Annotated in this window: 19 protein-coding genes; 14 read left to right on the top strand and 5 right to left on the bottom strand. The window is 54.2% G+C overall.

Annotated elements, in window-relative coordinates; all coding sequences use genetic code 11:
- Positions 1-11: 11 nt before the first annotated feature.
- Entirely contained in the window at positions 12-2492 is a 2481-nt protein-coding gene (locus U2W12_RS17140) for an acyl-CoA dehydrogenase (protein ID WP_326501912.1), read from the top strand.
- Between the two features lie 188 nt (positions 2493-2680).
- Here U2W12_RS17140 and ffh read toward each other — a convergent pair whose 3' ends face one another.
- Positions 2681-4039, bottom strand: coding sequence for a signal recognition particle protein (ffh, locus tag U2W12_RS17135; RefSeq protein ID WP_326501911.1), 1359 nt, complete (start codon positions 4037-4039; stop codon positions 2681-2683).
- 201 nt (positions 4040-4240) lie between these two features.
- Between ffh and ccsA the strand changes: the two genes are divergently transcribed.
- The 4 genes from ccsA (at position 4241) to U2W12_RS17115 (ending at position 6343) form a co-directional block, all read left to right on the top strand.
- A complete protein-coding gene (gene ccsA, locus U2W12_RS17130; protein ID WP_326501910.1) occupies positions 4241-5035 on the top strand; it encodes a cytochrome c biogenesis protein CcsA in 795 nt (264 codons plus the stop codon).
- Positions 5035-5256 carry a DUF1289 domain-containing protein gene (locus U2W12_RS17125; RefSeq protein WP_326501909.1) on the top strand — a complete coding sequence of 74 codons (222 nt, stop codon included), beginning with the start codon at positions 5035-5037 and terminating at the stop codon, positions 5254-5256. Before ccsA ends, U2W12_RS17125 begins: the two co-directional genes overlap by 1 nt.
- A 37-nt stretch (positions 5257-5293) precedes the next feature.
- Positions 5294-5899 carry an MBL fold metallo-hydrolase gene (locus U2W12_RS17120; protein WP_326501908.1) on the top strand — a complete coding sequence of 202 codons (606 nt, stop codon included), beginning with the start codon at positions 5294-5296 and terminating at the stop codon, positions 5897-5899.
- A 129-nt stretch (positions 5900-6028) separates the two neighbouring features.
- A complete protein-coding gene (locus U2W12_RS17115) occupies positions 6029-6343 on the top strand; it encodes a hypothetical protein (protein WP_326501907.1) in 315 nt (104 codons plus the stop codon).
- A 107-nt stretch (positions 6344-6450) separates the two neighbouring features.
- Here U2W12_RS17115 and U2W12_RS17110 read toward each other — a convergent pair whose 3' ends face one another.
- From U2W12_RS17110 to U2W12_RS17100, 3 genes are all read right to left on the bottom strand, one after another.
- Positions 6451-7143 (bottom strand): DUF3313 domain-containing protein, encoded by a 693-nt coding sequence (locus tag U2W12_RS17110; protein WP_326501906.1) that lies wholly within the window; start codon positions 7141-7143, stop codon positions 6451-6453.
- 183 nt (positions 7144-7326) lie between these two features.
- Positions 7327-7740 carry a hypothetical protein gene (locus U2W12_RS17105; RefSeq protein WP_326501905.1) on the bottom strand — a complete coding sequence of 138 codons (414 nt, stop codon included), beginning with the start codon at positions 7738-7740 and terminating at the stop codon, positions 7327-7329.
- A 207-nt stretch (positions 7741-7947) separates the two neighbouring features.
- On the bottom strand, positions 7948-8310 hold the full coding sequence (locus U2W12_RS17100; RefSeq protein ID WP_326501904.1) for a glycine zipper 2TM domain-containing protein: 363 nt from the start codon (positions 8308-8310) through the stop codon (positions 7948-7950).
- 253 nt (positions 8311-8563) lie between these two features.
- Here U2W12_RS17100 and rapA point away from each other — a divergent pair, with 253 nt between their 5' ends.
- The 4 genes from rapA to U2W12_RS17080 all read left to right on the top strand — a co-directional run bounded on the left by rapA (position 8564) and on the right by U2W12_RS17080 (position 14872).
- The gene (rapA, locus tag U2W12_RS17095) at positions 8564-11383 is read left to right on the top strand and encodes an RNA polymerase-associated protein RapA (RefSeq protein ID WP_326501903.1); all 2820 of its coding nucleotides are present in this window, start codon (positions 8564-8566) and stop codon (positions 11381-11383) included.
- 145 nt (positions 11384-11528) lie between these two features.
- On the top strand, positions 11529-12356 hold the full coding sequence (locus tag U2W12_RS17090; protein WP_326501902.1) for a S1-like domain-containing RNA-binding protein: 828 nt from the start codon (positions 11529-11531) through the stop codon (positions 12354-12356).
- A gap of 90 nt (positions 12357-12446) precedes the next feature.
- Positions 12447-13808, top strand: a complete 1362-nt coding sequence (locus tag U2W12_RS17085) for an MFS transporter (RefSeq protein ID WP_326501901.1) — start codon at positions 12447-12449, stop codon at positions 13806-13808.
- Between the two features lie 35 nt (positions 13809-13843).
- Complete coding sequence (locus tag U2W12_RS17080) at positions 13844-14872, top strand: glycosyltransferase family 1 protein (RefSeq protein WP_326501900.1); 1029 nt, start codon at positions 13844-13846, stop codon at positions 14870-14872.
- Between the two features lie 105 nt (positions 14873-14977).
- Here U2W12_RS17080 and U2W12_RS17075 read toward each other — a convergent pair whose 3' ends face one another.
- On the bottom strand, positions 14978-16558 hold the full coding sequence (locus U2W12_RS17075; RefSeq protein WP_326501899.1) for a peptide chain release factor 3: 1581 nt from the start codon (positions 16556-16558) through the stop codon (positions 14978-14980).
- A gap of 154 nt (positions 16559-16712) precedes the next feature.
- Here U2W12_RS17075 and U2W12_RS17070 point away from each other — a divergent pair, with 154 nt between their 5' ends.
- The 5 genes from U2W12_RS17070 to U2W12_RS17050 all read left to right on the top strand — a co-directional run bounded on the left by U2W12_RS17070 (position 16713) and on the right by U2W12_RS17050 (position 18454).
- Complete coding sequence (locus tag U2W12_RS17070) at positions 16713-16940, top strand: prevent-host-death protein (RefSeq protein WP_326501898.1); 228 nt, start codon at positions 16713-16715, stop codon at positions 16938-16940.
- Positions 16930-17373, top strand: a complete 444-nt coding sequence (locus tag U2W12_RS17065; protein WP_326501897.1) for a type II toxin-antitoxin system VapC family toxin — start codon at positions 16930-16932, stop codon at positions 17371-17373. Before U2W12_RS17070 ends, U2W12_RS17065 begins: the two co-directional genes overlap by 11 nt.
- A 55-nt stretch (positions 17374-17428) precedes the next feature.
- Positions 17429-17695 carry a DUF4160 domain-containing protein gene (locus tag U2W12_RS17060; RefSeq protein ID WP_326501896.1) on the top strand — a complete coding sequence of 89 codons (267 nt, stop codon included), beginning with the start codon at positions 17429-17431 and terminating at the stop codon, positions 17693-17695.
- Entirely contained in the window at positions 17688-17957 is a 270-nt protein-coding gene (locus U2W12_RS17055; RefSeq protein ID WP_326501895.1) for a DUF2442 domain-containing protein, read from the top strand. The genes U2W12_RS17060 and U2W12_RS17055 overlap by 8 nt, the downstream gene beginning before the upstream one ends.
- Before the next feature lie 233 nt (positions 17958-18190).
- A complete protein-coding gene (locus tag U2W12_RS17050) occupies positions 18191-18454 on the top strand; it encodes a hypothetical protein (protein WP_326501894.1) in 264 nt (87 codons plus the stop codon).
- Positions 18455-18549 lie beyond the last annotated feature (95 nt).

Genomic DNA, 18549 nt, shown 5'->3' with positions numbered 1-18549 from the left:
GGAGAAACAACATGCTCTGGTTTATCGCATTAATCCTCATCGTTTTGGCGGCTTGCTATCGCCGAGTGTCATTGCTGATCACTACCGCAATTATCGGCATCTGGCTCGCCGCTTATATACTTACCCAGGGCCTAACCCCTTTCAGTCAGGGGTTATGGGCGGCATTCCTGCTGATCTTCATGCTGCTGAACATCAATGGCTTGCGCCTGAAACTGATCAGCCGGCCGCTGTTCAAACTGATGAAGGCAGCGCTGCCGCCGATGTCCCAGACCGAACGCGAAGCGCTCGAAGCCGGCACGGTCTGGTGGGATGCGGAACTGTTCTCCGGCAAACCCAACTGGAAAGTGCTACAGGATCTGCCGGCCGCCAAACTGTCCGCCGAGGAACAGGCCTTCATCGACGGCCCGGTCGAAACCTTGTGCTCGATGCTGAACGACTGGGACATTACCCGCAACCGGATGGATTTGCCTGCCGAGGTCTGGGACTATATCAAACAGCAAAAATTTTGCGGCATGATCATCCCCAAGCAATACGGCGGCCTCGAATTTTCCGAAACGGCGCATTCGGAAGTCGTGATGAAAATATCCAGCCGCAGTTCGACCGCTGCGGTGACCGTGATGGTGCCGAATTCGTTGGGACCGGCCAAACTGCTGCTCGCCTACGGCACCGAGGCACAAAAAAATCATTATCTGCCGCGCCTTGCTCGCGGTGAAGAAATTCCGGCTTTCGCATTGACCGGCCCGCACGCGGGCAGCGATGCGGGTGCAATGCCCGATAACGGCGTAGTCTGCTACGGCGACTTCAAAGGCAAGAAGACGCTCGGCATCCGTTTGAACTGGGAAAAGCGCTATATCACGCTCGGTCCTGTCGCGACCGTTCTCGGTCTGGCCTTCAAACTTTACGATCCCGACCATCTGCTCGGCGATAAGGACGCTATCGGCATCACCGTCGCCTTGATTCCGACTAAGACCCCCGGCATATCGATCGGCCGTCGGCATTTCCCGCTGGATTCGGCGTTCCAGAATGGCCCTAATTGGGGTAAGGATGTATTTATCCCTATGGACTGGCTCATCGGCGGCGTCGATCAGGTCGGCAATGGCTGGAAAATGCTGATGCAATGCCTCGCGACCGGCCGCGCCATTTCGCTGCCCGCGCTCAGCGTTGGCGGCGCCAAATTCACCTGCCGCAATACGGGTGCCTATGCGCGCATCCGCAAGCAATTCAACGTGCCGATTAGCGAGTTCGAAGGCATCGAGGAACCGCTCGCGCACATGGCCGGCCAGACCTATCTGATGGATGCCGCGCGCAAGGTCACCTGCGCGGCGCTCGATCAGGGCGAAAAGCCGTCGGTAATCTCGGCGATCCTGAAATACGAACTGACCGAACGGATGCGTAAAATCATCAATGACGGCATGGACATTCAGGGCGGCTCGGGCATCTGCATGGGGCCGCGCAATTATCTCGGGCGGCTGTATCAGGTGATACCGGTCAGCATCACGGTCGAGGGTGCCAATATCCTGACCCGCACGATGATGATCTTCGGCCAGGGAGCGATCCGCTGCCATCCCTACATTCAAAAGGAAATGGCGGCATTGAACCAGACCGATGCCGGACAGGCAATCAGGCAATTCGATCAGGTTCTGTTTGAACATATCGGTTTTTTCATGCGTAACTATGCCGCCAGTTACTGGATGAGACTGACCAATGCCCGGTTCATCGACGTTCCCGGCGACGAGAATACCCGCTCTTATTACCGCCAGATTGCGCGGCTCAGCGCCGGCTTTGCCGTGCTCGCCGATTTCGCGCTGCTGACGTTGGGCGGCGCACTGAAACGCAAGGAAAGAATCTCCGGCCATTTTGCCGATGTCCTGAGCAATTTATATCTATGTTCGTGCGTGCTCAAGCATTTCGAAAATCAGGGTAGCCGGCCGGAAGAATTGCCGTTGTTGCATTGGGCCTGCCAGCAAACCCTGTACCAGGCACAGCAATCCTTGCTGGCGATCCTCAGGAAACTGCCGATGCCGCAGGTCGTTTGGTTCGTGCGCGCGCTCTTCTCGATACTGCCGATGCGGCCGATAACGGCGGTATTGACTGCGATCGTCTTTCCGCTCGGCAAACCCTGCAATCCTCCCGACGACAGGCTGGTTCACGAAACCGCATCTCTGCTACTGACCGAAAATCCGGTTCGCGACCGTCTGACACAGGGCATCTATATCAACACTAAACCAGCCGACGCTACCGGTAGGGTCGAGGTCGCCTTCAAAACCGTGCTGGCGGCCGCTCCAGTTGAAGCCAAAATCTGCCAGGCGCAAAAGCAAAAAAAACTGGCTAAAGGCGATCCGTCGAACACGGTAAATGAAGCCCTAGCAAAAGGCGTGATTACGCAACAGGAAGCCGATTTGATCGATGAAGCCAACCACGCCCGGCTTGCGGCGATTACGGTCGACGATTTCAGCCCGGAAGAATTGACCTGGTCAGGGCAAGGCGACTAATCCCCCTCTCCTGCTGGAGAGGACTGGGGGGAGAGAATAAAATCAACTGTTTGTTCCCTTCATCCCGGCCTTCTCCCTCTGGAGAAGGCCGCGTGTAAATGCCGAAGGGCAAGGAGACAAGAGTTACAATCTTAACTTACGGGATTATGGTAAGGCGAAGGTATTGTTATGCGTTTCCAAACGAAAACTCAGCGCCGCATGCCGCGAACATTGCTCTTGATGCCGCGGATCATGTTGGCCATATTACCGCCGGCTTTCAGTTTCTTCATCATTTTTTCCATCATCATGAACTGCTTCAGCATCCGGTTCACCGCATTTAAATCCTGACCGCAGCCGTCAGCGATCCGTTTTTTGCGGTTGCCTTTGATTAAATCGGGGAAGCGGCGTTCTTGCGGCGTCATCGAATTGATCACCGCGATTTGGCGGGCCAATTCCTTGTCGTTGACTTTCTCTCTCAGGTCCTTCGGCACGCTATTCATCCCAGGCAATTTGTCGAGCATTGTGCCGACGCCGCCCATGTTTTGCATTTCAACCAACTGCTCGCGGAAGTCTTCCAAGTCGAAACCTTTGCCTTTCTGAATCTTGCGGACCAGCTTTTGCGCTTTTTCCTTATCGACCTTCTGTTCGATCTCCTCGATCAGGCTGAGCATGTCGCCCATGCCGAGAATACGCGAAGCCACACGGTCCGGATGGAAAGGTTCGAGCGCGTCGGCTTTTTCGCCGACCCCGATGAATTTGATCGGCTTGCCGGTGATATGACGGATCGACAAGGCCGCACCGCCCCGTGCGTCGCCGTCAGCCTTGGTCAGGATCACGCCGGTCAATGGCAAAGCGTCGTTGAACGCTTTCGCGGTCACCGCGGCGTCCTGACCGGTCATGCTGTCGACCACGAATAAGGTTTCGATCGGCTTGACCGCGGCGTGCAGTTCCTTGATCTCGCTCATCATTTCGTCATCGATATGCAGGCGGCCCGCGGTATCGATAATCAATACGTCCAAAAATTTACGCTTCGCGGCGTCGATGGCGGCATGCGCAATATCGACCGGCTTTTGGCTGGAATCGCTCGGAAAAAATGTCAGATTCAAATCGCTCGCGAGCGTTTCCAATTGTTTGATCGCCGCCGGACGATAGACGTCGGCGCTGACCACACCGACCTTTTTCTTTTGGTTTTCCTTCAGCCAGCGGCCCAGCTTTGCGACCGTGGTGGTTTTACCGGCGCCCTGTAAACCCGCCATCAGCACGATCGCAGGCGGCGTGGTGCGCAGATTCAGCGCCTCGTTGCGCTCGCCCATTACCTTGACCAGCTCGGACTGCACCAGCTTGACCATCGACTGACCCGGCGTCAGACTGCTTTGCACGGCCTTTCCCAAAGCGCCGTCTTTGACGCGATCGATGAATGCAGTCACCACAGGCAAGGCGACATCGGCTTCAAGCAAGGCCATGCGCACTTCGCGCAGGGTTTCCTTGATGTTGTCCTCGGTCAGGCGCCCCTGGCCTTTCAGTTTTTTGAGGGTATCACTTAATCGATCGGTTAAATTATCAAACATGGCGTAAACTTACTGGTGACAAGGAAAACTAGACCCTGCGCAATTGCGCTAGGATCAGGACACATTAACAAGCTATACTACCATACCTTGAGCGGTCCTGTAATCTTGCCGTTTTTCCCGGAGACAGAGGCAGGCGCCACCGATTTTGAAAACCGCATAATCGATCCGAATCAAGCCCATTTTCGACCACGAAATTGTTTAATGTCCACTATCCAGCTTGCTCTCCTATCCATTGGCGCTTATGTCTGCAATGCCCTGTTGATTGCGCGGCACTTCCACAAGCACCGGAGTGAAAAGGCGCCGCTGTCGCCCGCCTGGATCGCGGTCACCGCACATTTCGCGTATATCGCGGTCAATTTCAATAAATACCAGGGTTTTAGCTTCAGCTTTTTTAGCACCGCATCGTTGGTGTCGATGATTGTCGCCCTGCTGCTGTTGATTGCGACGCTGAACAAGCCGGTCGAAAAAATCGGCGTGATACTGTTTCCGATCACCGCCGCGATGCTCGGACTGGACTTGAGCTTTTCGGAAAAACCGCATCCTTTGCAGATTCACAACTGGCAGATGAGCACGCACGTTCTGACCTCGATCATCGCGTTCAGCCTGCTGAACATCGCCGCGTTGCAGGCGATTTTACTGGCGATACAGGACCAGCAATTGCGCAGCCATCCGCCGAAACGCTATATTCAGTCGCTGCCGCCTCTGCAGACGATGGAATCGCTACTGTTTCAGATGCTCAGCGCCGGACTGTTTTTTTTGACGATCTCGCTGATCAGCGGCTTCATTTTTGTCGAAGATTTGTTCGCCCAGCACCTGGTTCACAAAACCGTCCTGTCGATTTTAGCCTGGATCAATTTTTCCGGCCTGATCCTCGGCCGTATCCGCTATGGTTGGCGCGGTAGAACCGCGATCAAATTGACGCTGTGCGGTTTTCTCTCGCTGCTGCTCGCCTATTTCGGCAGCAAGCTGGTTTTGGAACTGATTTTGCACCGCTAATGCCGCGCCCTTTTTTGCAAAAGAATACGATGGGATCTTGCCAGGAAGCGTCCGCTTCGCCCTGTATCAGAATTTGCTGCCTTGATCGGAACGACATCTGTTTAGGCTGCTTTCGCACGCTCGACGAAATTACCGGCTGGACGAAAAAAGACCTAGCCGCACGCACGGCTATTCTGATCCAAACAGAAAAGCGGCGCCTGCAATACAAGACCGATCAATGATTTCCTTGCCACTCCCCAATACCCAGGAAGCGAAACCATGAAACAATTACATCGCAAAGATTTATTCGGCTGGTCGCTCTTCAATGAAGAGCGAAATCTGGATTTTCACAGTGTATTGTGGGTTCGTCCCGAAGGCAATGTGCTGATCGATCCGCTGCCCTTATCGGCTCACGATCGCAGGCACTTGCAGGCTTTGGGTGGCGCGAAGCTCATCGTAATCACCAATTTCGACCACATCCGCGCCAGTTGGCTGATTGCCCGGGAGAACGGCGCCAAACTGTACGGACCGGCCGGGGACAGGGATCTGATTTCCTTTCCTTGCGACGTTTGGCTCGAAGGCAATGAGGACATCGTACCCGGATTGACCGTCTTCCGCATGACAGGCTCGAAAACTCCCGGCGAATTGGCGCTGCTGCTCGAAAACGATACATTGATCACCGGCGACCTGATTCGCAGCCATGTTGGCGGCGAATTGTGCCTGCTGCCCGATGCCAAATTGCAGGACAAAAGACAGGCCATTGCCTCGGTCAAACGGCTCGCCGCGCTGCCCGGCATCAAAACCGTATTGCCCGGAGACGGTTGGCCGCTGTTCAATAACGGCGGCGTTGCGCTGCAGCGTTTGGCCGCAGCGCTCGATGGTTGATCGCCATCTTAAATTCTATAATTTGAGACATAAACCTATAGAGTCCCGGCGATTTTTATTCTATAGTTTATAAATGAAAAAAATCATTTTTCGGATTAAAATCGTCACTAAAACAGAGGCAATATCACAATGAACATTATTAACTTACGCAAACACGTACGACGTTCCTCTGATACCTGTCTTAACGCCGACCGCCGGGGCTCGCCCAATCAAAACAGCGCAGCCGAATTACAGGAAAAAATGCAAGGGCGCGAATCAGCGTTTTCCAAACTCAACCGCCGCAAAGCGGAAAGGCGTCAGGAAGATCGCCGAAGACCGGTGTCCGATACGCAACAAGGCGATCAAATCCTGCCGCCCGGAACCCGATATGCGCGTTTCAAGCTGACTCGTGGCGAGAGGAACCTGATTCAGGATATGTTCTTGAGCGATCTGGAAAACGAATAATCTGTTTTTATATCCCCTGACAAAAAAGGGGCTTTTGCCGCGACCAATCACAGCGAAGCCCCCCCCTTTTTTTCCGACAAGTCTATTCCGCACAGTAAACGTCGGGACTACTCCGGCTCCTGACAATTAGGGCTCCCCGCCTTCTTGCAAAGCTGATACCTCAATTGCTGGGCCCAATACACATAAGCCTGCTCGACATCATCCCAGTTATTGAACGATCCAGCCAAGGTTTTGCCGCCTGCCCGGCAGTCGGCGGACGCCATTAGCAATTCACCGGTCGTCGAATCGGTCACTTTTCTTTCGATACTGGCCTTGCCGACAAACGATTCGGTGCCGAAAACCAAGTGCTTCAGCAACGATGACGCGCGCGCCGAAGGATAAAGGGTCGTAAACTGATCCAATAACAACGTCGAAGTTTCCGCGTCGGTAATCGCCAGCTGCACGCGCAAAGTATCCGGACCCGGCTTATTGACCAGTTTGAAATCCTTTTTCAGCGCATCGCGCACACGGTATTCGAACAATTCCTTCAGACGGCTGCCTTCAATCTGCGGCCTGTCGTTTAGATCGGAATCCTTGGTCTTTCTGATCAAGACCGGGTCGACGATGATTTTCTTGTAATGCGACCAATCCGCACCCTCTTTCCAGTAGCTCAGCAGCGCATCATCCTCCTGATCTTCCTTCAGGACAGAGTAATCGTTCAGAAAATCGCTGGTCTCGACATAGCGGGCCTGGTAGGTCCTGGCGCAACCGGCCGCCGACAAAAACAAGAGGATCGTAACAATGCGCGGAAAAATAGCCATGGCATCCACTTTAAACCTGTTAAAAACAAACAACACGGTTTAAAGTGTAATGCAATTTGCTGGTTTGGCTATGTCGGCTCGATGAAGAAAGCAAACGGCGGCGCGAAAAAAACCCAAGACCTACAGGCCGAGCCGGCGAGAGGTCTTGATCGCTGCTTGAGAAACTCGAGGAAAGAGCGGCGGCTAATAGCCGCCGAAGCCGTTACCCAGATATGAGCCGGCCGCGGCTCCAATACCGGTCGCCAACGGGTCGCCCGCACCGAATTGATAGCCCAACACGCTGCCGATCACGCCGCCCGCCAAACCATTCGTGGATGGCCGGCCGCCGGAATAATAATGGACCGGGGGTGGCGGCGCCTGATAAACCACTGGCGGAGGAGGTGCCTGATAAACAACTGCTGGCGGAGGCGCCTGATAAATAACCGCCGGCGGTGGCGCATAATAGCTCACGACAGGCGCCGGGTAATAATCATAATGATCATGATGATGGTGCCCCCAACCATGACCATGACCATGCCCCCAACCGTCGGCCAAGGCAACTTCCGGCAGCATTATCGAGCAAACCATCAAGGAAATGAATAACAATGATTTTTTCATAAAAATCGCTCTCTATGATGTTGATTAAACGTTAAAAATAACAACCCAACTTTTTTTGTTAGCGACATTATGCACGTTTAAAATGAATACCGCCTTAATGAAAGAGGTCATTTGATCGGAAATACGGTAAATGAAAAATCGCCGCCTCCAGCCCGGGGGCTTCACGGGTTCGCGGCATAACCGCCGAGAACCCGACGTAAATCGCGGCTATCTGCCGATTTCGTTGCCGATCAAGGAACCGGCCGCCGCGCCTACCCCGGCCGCGAGCGGGTTGCCATTGCCGACCTGATAACCCAGCGCACCGCCTACCACACTACCCGCCAATCCCGATGTTGAACGGCGATCCGGGGCTGGCGCATGAGGATAATATGGCTGCGGAGCCGGAGCCGAATAGTAGCGGGCTGGCCCGGGAGGCGGCGCTGGCACATAGTAATGTACCACCTCGTCTCTGTCCCCATGTTTGAATTTGTGATGTCCGTTCCCTCTGCCATGACCGCCGGATGCGTCCGCCGCCCCCGCATAACACAGAGCTGCCGCCATAACTTGTAATGAAATCAATAATTTTTTCATAGCCCTATAGGATAGTGAGTTAAGAGATGATTAGCTGTTATAAAGTGTAAAGCGATTTTTCTGATCATTATAAACTCCTTGAACTGAACGGAGACTTAACAGACCGTATTACCTGAGTCCCCCAATCGTACCCTGAGATGACGCGGGGTACATTGATCGGACTCCCAATTTCAGGATTATTTACCCGTAAATTTTTCACTACAACGCTTATAATAGCAGCCCTCTTCTACACCAAATATGAGCGAATCGATAAATGGAAAATTTCATTCCGGGACAACGCTGGATCAGCAATACCGAATCGGAATTGGGGCTCGGGCTGATTCTCGAAGCCACCTACAATCGGGTAACCGTGCTGTTTCTGGCGACCGGTGAAAAAAGAATTTATGCGCGCGACAACTCGCCGCTGACACGCGTCAAATTTTCAGTCGGCGACACGATCGAAGCGATCGACGGCGCCAAGATCACCGTTCATAAGCTGAGCGAAAACAATGGGCTGATCACTTACATCGGCAAGAATAAGACCGGCAAGGAAAGTCGCCTGGAGGAAATGGAACTGAACCACCATATTCAGTTCAACAAACCCCAGGACCGCTTGTTCACCGGCCAGTTCGATCCCGCGTCCTGGTTTTCGCTGCGCTACGAGACTTGGCGGCGGCTGCGCGAGCACCATCAATCTCCGGTCAAAGGACTGATGGGGGGCCGTACCAGCCTGATCGCGCATCAAATCTATATCGCGCACGAATGCGCCAATCGGCTCGCACCCAGGATTATGCTCGCAGACGAAGTCGGCCTCGGCAAAACGATCGAAGCCGGGATGATCCTGCACCACAGGCTGATCAACGGACTGTCCAACCGCATCCTGATCATCGTACCCGAGACGCTGCTGCATCAGTGGCTAGTCGAAATGCTGCGCCGATTCAATCTGCGTTTCAGCATCATCGACGAGGAACGCTGCCGCGATGCCAATCTGGAAAACGAACTCGCCGAAGATGAAAAAGACGAAGAGCCCGTCGAAAACGAAGACGTCTTCGTGAACGAACAACTGGTGCTATGCAGCCAGTCATTCTTCAGCCGCTACCCGAACCGGCAACGGCAGGCGCTGGAAGCCGGCTGGGATATGGTGATCGTTGACGAAGCGCACCATCTGGAATGGAGCGAAACCGATCCGAGCCCCGAATATGTGTTTATCGAACAACTTGGCCTGCAAACGCCAAGCCTGATTTTATTGACCGCAACGCCCGAGCAATTGGGCAAGCTGAGCCATTTCGCCCGCCTTCGCCTCTTGGATCCCGACCGTTTCTACAGCTACAGCCGTTTTCTGGAAGACGAAAGACTTTTCGAGCCGGTCGCAAACGCCGCACAAGCACTGCTGGCTGAGCAGATGCTTGATGACAAAGCTGCCGCCGCGTTGCGGGCGCTGGTCAAGGACGATAATGTCGAGGGCCTGTTGAAAAACCTGAGCAACACGGAAAAATCCGCGCACGCCCGCGCGCAATTGATCAACGTGCTGCTCGACCATCACGGCACCGGGCGCATTTTGTTCCGCAACTCCCGGCACACGGTACGGGGTTTTCCCGACCGCGAACGCTACGGCTATGTCCTGGAAGGCCGGGAAAACCGCGAAGACCTCGACCAGGACCCGCGCTTTGCCTGGCTGGTCGACATGCTCAAAAAGTTCGCCGGCGACAAGGCCTTGCTGATCTGCAAGGAAGCACAAACCGCGATCGATCTGGAGCAAACGCTCAGAAACCGGACCGGCATCGCCGCGGCGGTCTTCCACGAAGGTATGACGATCATCGAACGCGACCGGGCGGCCGCCTATTTCGCGGATCAGGAAAGCTCGGCGCGCCTGTTGATCTGCTCCGAAATCGGCAGCGAAGGCCGCAATTTCCAGTTCGTGCATCAATTGATCCTCTGGGACCTGCCCGCCAACCCGGATTTGCTGCAGCAACGGATCGGCCGTCTCGACCGGATCGGCCAGAAACACATCATCCGCATTCATGTGCCGTATTTGCGCGGCAGCGAACAGGAACTGCTGTTCCGCTGGTATGACGAGGGCCTGAACGTATTTAGGCACAACAACTCGGCTGCGCAACACGTCGCCGATGAACTCACGGATGAATTAAACGCATTATTGACCGCACGGGATTTCGCGACGCTCGACACCTTCATCGCCAAAACCCGGGAGCGGAGCGCCGCGATAGAGATCGAACTGCACCAGGGCCGCGACCAACTGCTCGAATTGAACTCCTGCCGCAAGGAAGTCGCCGATCAATACATTGGCGCATTGCAGCAGTACGAACGGCAAAGCCATCTGTGGCAATACATGGAAGACGTGTTCGAATGCTACGGGGTCGATACCGAATATCATTCGCCTGATTGCTTCATCATCAAGCCGAGCGACCATTTACGCATCTCGCATTTCCCGAATTTGACCGAAGACGGCATGACGATCACGATCAACCGCTCGATTGCGCTTGCCCGGGAGGATTTCCAATTTTTGACGATGGAACATCCGATGGCGCTGGGCGCGATGGATCTGGTGATATCGAGCGAGACCGGCAATGCCTCGATCAACGTATCCAAACACCCGAGCCTGAAGACTGGGCAATTCCTGCTCGAATGCCTGTTCGTGGTCGAATGCAGCGCGCCGCCCGAGTTGCAGATCGGTCGCTTTCTGCCGCCTACGCCGGTCCGCGTGCTGATCGATCAAAACAAACAGGACCTGACCGATACGGTTGACCATGACGATTTGATCGATGCCGGCGTCACCTTCGACAAGAGCAAAATCGTCGCGTTTATCAACAACCAACGCAATCACCTGAATCAAATGCTGGCGGTCGCCGAACAACGGGCTAAAACCGACATGCAAGCTCTAATACAGGATGCGACCCGCGCGATGCTCGAATCGCTAGCCGAGGAAATCAAACGCATGATGCGCCTACAAAAAGTCAATCCGTCGATCAAGCCCGAAGAAATCGAACACCTGAAAGAAATGACCATGTTGGCGCATGACAATATCGAATCGGCCGAATTGAAGCTGGATGCGGTGCGGTTTATCATCACCCATTAGAAGTTCTTGCCTGGACGGGATATTTATCCCGTCCGCAACTTTTCGGGCGGCCCTGTAGACCAATATTTACGGAATACCGCCAACCTTTCGATACGGGTTGTATAACCCGTAACGCCTAGTGCCACAATCAACCCTCCCCTACCTCATGATCAACATCGGTAAAATCAATCAACTCAAAGTCGTCAAACAGCAAGGCCCGAATATCTATCTTGGCCTTCCCGGATCGCCGATGGTGCTGCTGACAGACAAAAAACCGACAAAAACCTATCAGATGGGCGACAGCGTGACCGCCTTCGTCTATATCGATGGCGAAGGCCATCTCGCTGCGACCTTGCAAACGCCTCTGGCCGAAGTCGGCGACATCGCCTGGTTGAAAGTCGCCGCGGTCAATTATTACGGAGCTTTTCTGGACTGGGGCGTACCGAAAGATTTATTGGTTCCGTTCAACGAACAAACCTGCGAAATGAAGCCTGGCCGGTCTTATCTGGTCAAGCTCTTCACCGACTCCAAGGACCGCATCGTCGCCACGACCAAGATCGAACGTTTTCTGTCCGACGAAGGGCCCGACTTCAAAACCGGCCAGCAAGTCAGCCTGCTGATCGCGGATCATACCGAAATGGGCGCCAAAGCCATCGTCGATAACACTCACTGGGGCATGCTGTATCAAAACGAAATCTTCCGCCCGCTCCGCAAAGGCCAGAAAATGACCGGCTATATCAAAAAGGTCCGCGATGATCACAAGCTCGATCTGACGCTGCATGAACCCGGTTACGGCAAAATCGAACCTTTGGCCGACCAGATTCTGGCGGAACTCGACAAAAACAATGGCGTTCTCACGCTCGGCGACAAAAGCCCTCCAGAAGCGGTTTACGCGACTTTCGGCGTCAGCAAAAAAGCCTTCAAACAGGCGATCGGCGCGCTTTATAAAAAACAGTTGATCGTGATCGAAGATGATTCGATCCGGCTGATTTAGCCACCATAGCGGCAAGGTGTCCAATGTAACGTAAGTGTGTTAGGCTGAACAGGTTTCGATCGAACGCTTATCCCAAGCAGGAGCGATGCCTTGACGATCACCGACATCGATACAACCGTTGCTGAATCCTTGCCCAGAAGGACAATGATACTGTATGGATTGCCGCATCTGACCGACGCGGTGATGACCCTGCCAATGGCGCTATTCATTCCGGCTTTTTACGCCGGCGAAATGGGTTTGCCCTTGGCCGGCGTCGGCGCGATGATCTCCATCTCGCGCATCTTCGATGTGCTGATCGACCCTGTGATCGGAACCCTTAGCGACCGCTGGCACAGCCGCTGGGGACGGCGCAAACCCTGGCTGGTCGTGGGCACACCGATCATCATGCTGGCAACCTGGATGCTATTCGTTCCGCCAGCGGACGTTTCGCTGCTCTATCTGATGATCTGGGCCAGCCTGTTGTCGATCGGGTATTCGCTCTTCGATCTGCCTTACAAAGCATGGGGTGCCGAACTGTCGACCGACTACCGGGAGCGCTCGCGCATCGCGGCTTGGCGCGAAGGCTTCGGCGCCGCCGGCCAATTTCTGTTTCTCGCCGTGCTGATCGTGATGGGCATTGCCGGGCATAAAGGCGGCAGCAACGAAATGCGCGCAATCGCACTGATGGTGATCGTCTCGCTGCCACCTCTGGTCGCAATCACGCTCTGGCGGGTGCCGGAACGGCTGCCCGAAAGATTGACCGGGGAGGTACTGATCGGCTGGTCCGCCATGATCTCGCTGTTCAAAAACCGGGCTTTCCTTCGAACCGTGCTTGCGATCATCCTGTTCGGCGCCGGCCTGATGATCCAGGCCACCCTTCATAAACTGGTTTTGACGCATGTGATCGGCCGGCCCGAACTGTTCGCGCCGCTGATTCTCGGCGAAACGGTCGCCTCGCTGGCCGCTATGCCGCTATGGTTAAAACTTTCCGACCGCATCGGTAAACACCGGGCGGTGACGCTCGCCGCGCTCTGGGTCGGCGTCTGGAGCCTGCCCTTTCCCTGGGTCGGCGCCGGCGACATCGAACTCTACAGCATCTTGATCGCACTGCGCGGCAGCAGTTTCGCGGCGATATTTTTCCTCTCCAATTCAATCGCCGCCGACGTGATCGACCAGGACACGCTGGACACCGGCAAGCAGCGCACCGGCTTGTTTTTCGCGCTCTGGGGCATGGCGATCAAACTGGCCGTGGCGCTCGGCGTACTCATCGGCACAGGCTTTCCGGCGTTGTTCGGTTTCGTGCCGACGACCGCAAGCCATACGCCATCGTCGATTTCGGCGCTGATGCATATCTACGGGTGGCTACCCGGACTAATCATGCTGCTGGCCTTCCCTTTGCTCTGGAACTTCCCTATCGACGAAGCCTATCACCAGCTATTACGCGGCCGGATCGAGGCAAGGCGGAGTCCTTGAATGCCCCCCTCAATGATGAAACAGGAACTGCAGTTTTGAAAATCGCATTGATCACCGACGCCTGGCATCCGCAAATCAACGGCGTCGTCACGACCCTGACGCAGACCATGGAGGTTCTGCATAAGCTTGGCCACACGGTCGAACTGTGCGCCCCGGACCGTTTCTATACCTGGTCCTGCCCCGGCTACCCGGCGGTCGGACTGGCCTTTTTGTGCGGCCCGCGCCTGCGCCCTACCCTGCAAGCCTTCAAACCGGATGCGATACATCTGGCTTCGGAAGGCTGTGTCGGTTTTGCCGCGCGGCGCTACTGTCACGAACGGAGCTACCACTATACGACCTCCTTTCACACCCGCTTTCCGGAATATTTCAAGATGCGAATAGGCCTGCCGATGTGGATCAGCTACGGCTACATGCGCTGGTTTCACAGCGAAAGTGCGCGCGTGATGGTGACCACCGAATCGATGCAGAAGGAATTGTCTAAGAAGGGTTTTGACAGGATGGTGATCTGGTCGCGGGGCGTCGATACCGATTTATATCGGCCGCGCGACAAACATTTCCTTCCCGGCGAGCGCCCGATCTTCGCCTATGTCGGCCGCGTGGTGATCGAAAAGAATGTCGAGGATTTTTTGAAACTGAATCTGCCCGGCACTAAATATGTTGTCGGCGACGGCCCAATTCGCGCGGAACTGGAACAGAGATATCCCGACGCGCGCTTCGTCGGTTTTCAAACCGGCGAGGCGCTCGCCCAATACATGGCCGCTGCGGACGTGATGGTGTTTCCGAGCCATACCGATACGTTCGGCCTGGTGATACTGGAAGCGTTGGCCTCCGGCGTGCCGGTTGCGGCATTTCCCGCGCCCGGCCCGATCGACATCATCGGCAAAGCGCCGGTCGGCGTACTCGGAACCGATCTGCAACAAGCCGCTCTGGAAGCACTAAAGTTGACCCCTACCGATTGCCGCCGTCATGCGCTGAATTATTCCTGGGAGCACAGCGCCCGCCAGTTCGTCAGCCATTTGACACCGATGGTCCGCAGCAACGGCGAAACACATTTTTCATCCTGACAGATGTAGTCTCGATGCAACGTAGCGGAATCGAGGAATTCGAAGCCGTCATCTCCTCGATTCCATTGTATTTCATCGAGGCTACAAACTACCGGGCCGAATGAATCACAACTCCCGCGTCGCGCTGAACTTGATATCCGGCCAGCGCTCCTCTGTCAGTTGCAAATTTACCCGGCTGGTCGCCAGATAAACCAAAAACCCGCCGCCGTCCTCGGCGAGATTATCGAATACCTTCCTCTTGAACTCTTCCAGCTTGGCCGGCTTGTCCGACGACACCCAGCGCACGGTCGACACATTCACCGCATCGTAGACGCATTCGACATTGTATTCATTTTTCAGCCGGTGCGCGGTCACATCGAACTGCAACACACCGACCGCGCCCAGGATCAGATCGTTGTTCTTCAACGGCCGGAACAACTGCGTCGCGCCTTCCTCGGTCAATTGCACCAGGCCCTTCTGCAAGGCCTTGGCTCTTAAAGGGTCCTTCAACACCACCCGGCGGAACAATTCCGGCGCGAAATAAGGGATGCCGCCGAATTTGAGCGTTTCGCCCTGCGTGAACGTATCGCCGACCTGAATCGTGCCGTGGTTGTGCAGACCGATGATGTCGCCCGGATAGGCTTCCTCGACCGCCTTGCGGGTATCGGCCTGAAACGTGATCGCGTTGGCGACCTGAATGGCCTTGCCGATCCGCACATGATGGATCTTCATGCCCTTGTCGAACTTGCCCGAACAGATCCGCATGAAGGCGACCCGGTCCCGATGCGCGGGGTCCATGTTCGCCTGAATCTTGAACACGAAGCCGGTGAATTTTTCCTCTTCCGGATGCACGGTGCGCTGCTCGGCCGCGCGCGGCAACGGCGACGGCGCGAATTCGGCGAACGCGTCGAGCAATTCGAGAATCCCGAAATTGTTGATCGCGGAACCGAAAAACACCGGCGTCTGCGCGCCGGCCAGATACGACTCCAGGCTGAACTCGTGGCTCGCGCCCTTGACCAGATCAATCTCGATGCGCAGTTCCTCGGCCTGATCGCCCAGCAACTCGTCCAGCTTCGGGCTATCCAGCCCCTTGATGACTTCGGCCTCGGCGATCCGGCCGCCGTGCTGCGGGCTGAACAGATGAATCTCATCCTTATAAAGGTGATAAACGCCCTTGAAACGCTTGCCCATGCCGATCGGCCAGGTCATCGGCGCGCATTGAATCTTCAACACATGTTCGACCTCGTCCAACAGTTCGATCGGCTCACGGCCTTCCCGGTCCAGCTTGTTGATGAAGGTCAGAATAGGCGTCGTGCGCAGGCGGCAGACTTCCATCAGGTTGATCGTCCGCTCCTCGACGCCCTTCGCCGAGTCTATTACCATCAGCGCCGAATCGACCGCGGTCAAGGTGCGGTAAGTATCTTCGGAAAAGTCCTCGTGGCCCGGCGTATCGAGCAGGTTGATGATCGCATTCTTGTGCTCGAACTGCATCACCGAGGTCGTGACCGAAATCCCCCGCTCCTTCTCCATCTCCATCCAGTCGGACGTCGCATGCCGCGCGGCCTTCCGTCCCTTCACCGATCCCGCCAGCTGAATCGCGCCGCCGAACAAGAGCAGCTTTTCGGTGATCGTGGTCTTACCGGCGTCAGGATGCGAAATGATCGCAAAGGTGCGGCGGCGTTTAAGTTCTGAAAGGACTTCGGACATGCTCAATGAGTGACTGCAAAACCGCGTATTATAAAGCATTTTTATCAGAACCGCATGAGATGAAAAGTATCGGGAATATCAGAGACGCCGCACAAAACACAATCACTGCATGATGTGCTACAATTTTTATTCGCGTGACACACCCTTAATCACTATGCGATACCTGAATATCAGAGAAATGCGCAGCCTCCTCGGCAAGCTCGACGAACTTGTCGAAGAACAACAGGAACTCATTATCACGCGCAACAAAAAAGAAATTGCCAGAGTCCTGCCTGTTCAGATCAAGAAAAAACGCCCCACGCATGCCCAACTGCGGCAGTTGACTCGACACAGCGAATTATCATCCGCCGAGTTGATTCGCCAGGACCGCGATGAGCGATAACAGCGCGGTTTATCTCGATACCAGCGCGCTGGCCAAGTGGTATCTGGCCGAATCCAATTCGGAGGAAGTCAGTGCTTATATCGTCGGACTGGACGTCGCCGTCGTCAGCACCCTCACCAAAACCGAAATGCGTTGTTTATTGGCCAGGCGTAAACGCATGCACGGATTCGATGCGAATATCGAAGCTCAAATCTATGCCACGTTTCTGGACGATATTTCCCAAGGACATTTGTTGCCCCTGAAAGTCGAAGACAAGCATCAGGAAAGCGCGGCCAATCTGTTAACGATGCTGCCGGATCATGCCTTGCGCACATTGGACGCGCTGCATCTGGCCATTGCCCAGCATCATGGAATTGAACGCATCGCCACCGCCGATGGTTTGTTTGCGAAAGCGGCCGAAGCATTGGGATTGTCTGTGGATTATTTTGGTTGATGTTCGGTGCAGTTCATATTTGAGCTTGTAGTAACTGAAAATAAGGGAGTATAAAATGCCCGTAATTTCCTACTTTTTTGGTATTTATGTCCGCATGTACCATGACGATCATAACCCACCACACTTTCATATCGAATATCAGGGACACGAAGCGTTAATGGCGATTGAAGACGGGGAGATTTTGGCAGGCGAGCTACCTAGTAAAGCGATTAAGCTGGTGCGGGAATGGGCAAAAGAGCATCAGCAAGAATTATTGATCAACTGGCAATATGCCATCGAACTGAAACCGCTACAGCGTATAGCAGGAGCCGACAATGATTAAAATCATTAGAGCGAAACACATCGATCAAAAGATTTTGCGTGTGTATTTTTCCGATAACTCATGGGGAGATTACGACCTACAGCCCTTGATTGATCGGCAAACCGAATTGGTGCTTCCCTTAAACGACGACGCGTATTTTCAACAATTTTTTTTGGAATTAGGCGCATTATGCTGGCCAAACGGTTTGGAACTAAGCCCCGGCGGCATTCATAGAAATCTGGAAGAGCGACAACAATTGCATTACGAGACGAAAGTAGCATAATTGGAGGGATCACACGCTTTTTCGATCTTGGTGGATTGCTAAAGCGAATCCACCTGAGGGTATGCCCTTATACACAAGTCCGTCATTCCGGCATGGATTGCCGGAATCCAGGCTACAAGGACGTATTGAGCTTACCATCCATGTCCCTGGGTACCTGCTTCCTGGAGGGTATGACGACATTTGTGTATAACGATATGACCTTAGGGGTGTGTTTATAGAAAAATATTTGATTAATGAAATTATCCTTTTTGTGGTGGAATACCAGTTTATCACCTGCTGGCAAAGATAGATCGACAGAAGAACAAAAAAACTATGCTCGTTCTATGATTGATCTTTTTACTCAAGAGATTGGAGTAGATTTGATAGCCTTAGGAGAAGTTAAGGACGATGACATTTTAGACATTAGAAAAAAATGCAATGTAAGCAAATATGAAATCTATGATGGATATAGAGCAGCGGGAAAGTCTAATTTTGATAAGTGTCTCGCAGAAAGTTGATTGGCGTTAAACTAAAAGCTTTTTAGAACCAGCAGGAAACAGAGTTGGCAAGGGTTGCCCGATTAGAACTATCAGAAAACGATGACGCATGTTTG

It is taken from the genome of Methylomicrobium sp. Wu6 (assembly GCF_035916875.1).
Taxonomy (GTDB): Bacteria; Pseudomonadota; Gammaproteobacteria; order Methylococcales; family Methylomonadaceae; genus Methylomicrobium.
Note: the sequence above shows the minus strand (reverse complement) of the source record. Positions and strands in the feature narration are given on the sequence as shown.

What these genes read in the sequence shown, in the direction of transcription:
- U2W12_RS17050 (WP_326501894.1), top strand. Translation starts at nt 18,191, where the DNA reads ATGAAATTATCCTTTTTGTGGTGGAATACCAGTTTATCACCTGCTGGC.
- U2W12_RS17120 (WP_326501908.1), top strand. Translation starts at nt 5,294, where the DNA reads ATGAAACAATTACATCGCAAAGATTTATTCGGCTGGTCGCTCTTCAAT.
- U2W12_RS17060 (WP_326501896.1), top strand. Translation starts at nt 17,429, where the DNA reads ATGCCCGTAATTTCCTACTTTTTTGGTATTTATGTCCGCATGTACCAT.
- U2W12_RS17115 (WP_326501907.1), top strand. Translation starts at nt 6,029, where the DNA reads ATGAACATTATTAACTTACGCAAACACGTACGACGTTCCTCTGATACC.
- U2W12_RS17070 (WP_326501898.1), top strand. Translation starts at nt 16,713, where the DNA reads ATGCGATACCTGAATATCAGAGAAATGCGCAGCCTCCTCGGCAAGCTC.
- ffh (WP_326501911.1), bottom strand. Translation starts at nt 4,039, where the DNA reads ATGTTTGATAATTTAACCGATCGATTAAGTGATACCCTCAAAAAACTG.
- ccsA (WP_326501910.1), top strand. Translation starts at nt 4,241, where the DNA reads ATGTCCACTATCCAGCTTGCTCTCCTATCCATTGGCGCTTATGTCTGC.
- U2W12_RS17105 (WP_326501905.1), bottom strand. Translation starts at nt 7,740, where the DNA reads ATGAAAAAATCATTGTTATTCATTTCCTTGATGGTTTGCTCGATAATG.
- U2W12_RS17125 (WP_326501909.1), top strand. Translation starts at nt 5,035, where the DNA reads ATGCCGCGCCCTTTTTTGCAAAAGAATACGATGGGATCTTGCCAGGAA.
- U2W12_RS17055 (WP_326501895.1), top strand. Translation starts at nt 17,688, where the DNA reads ATGATTAAAATCATTAGAGCGAAACACATCGATCAAAAGATTTTGCGT.
- U2W12_RS17090 (WP_326501902.1), top strand. Translation starts at nt 11,529, where the DNA reads ATGATCAACATCGGTAAAATCAATCAACTCAAAGTCGTCAAACAGCAA.
- U2W12_RS17110 (WP_326501906.1), bottom strand. Translation starts at nt 7,143, where the DNA reads ATGGCTATTTTTCCGCGCATTGTTACGATCCTCTTGTTTTTGTCGGCG.
- U2W12_RS17100 (WP_326501904.1), bottom strand. Translation starts at nt 8,310, where the DNA reads ATGAAAAAATTATTGATTTCATTACAAGTTATGGCGGCAGCTCTGTGT.
- U2W12_RS17075 (WP_326501899.1), bottom strand. Translation starts at nt 16,558, where the DNA reads ATGTCCGAAGTCCTTTCAGAACTTAAACGCCGCCGCACCTTTGCGATC.
- U2W12_RS17140 (WP_326501912.1), top strand. Translation starts at nt 12, where the DNA reads ATGCTCTGGTTTATCGCATTAATCCTCATCGTTTTGGCGGCTTGCTAT.
- rapA (WP_326501903.1), top strand. Translation starts at nt 8,564, where the DNA reads ATGGAAAATTTCATTCCGGGACAACGCTGGATCAGCAATACCGAATCG.
- U2W12_RS17065 (WP_326501897.1), top strand. Translation starts at nt 16,930, where the DNA reads ATGAGCGATAACAGCGCGGTTTATCTCGATACCAGCGCGCTGGCCAAG.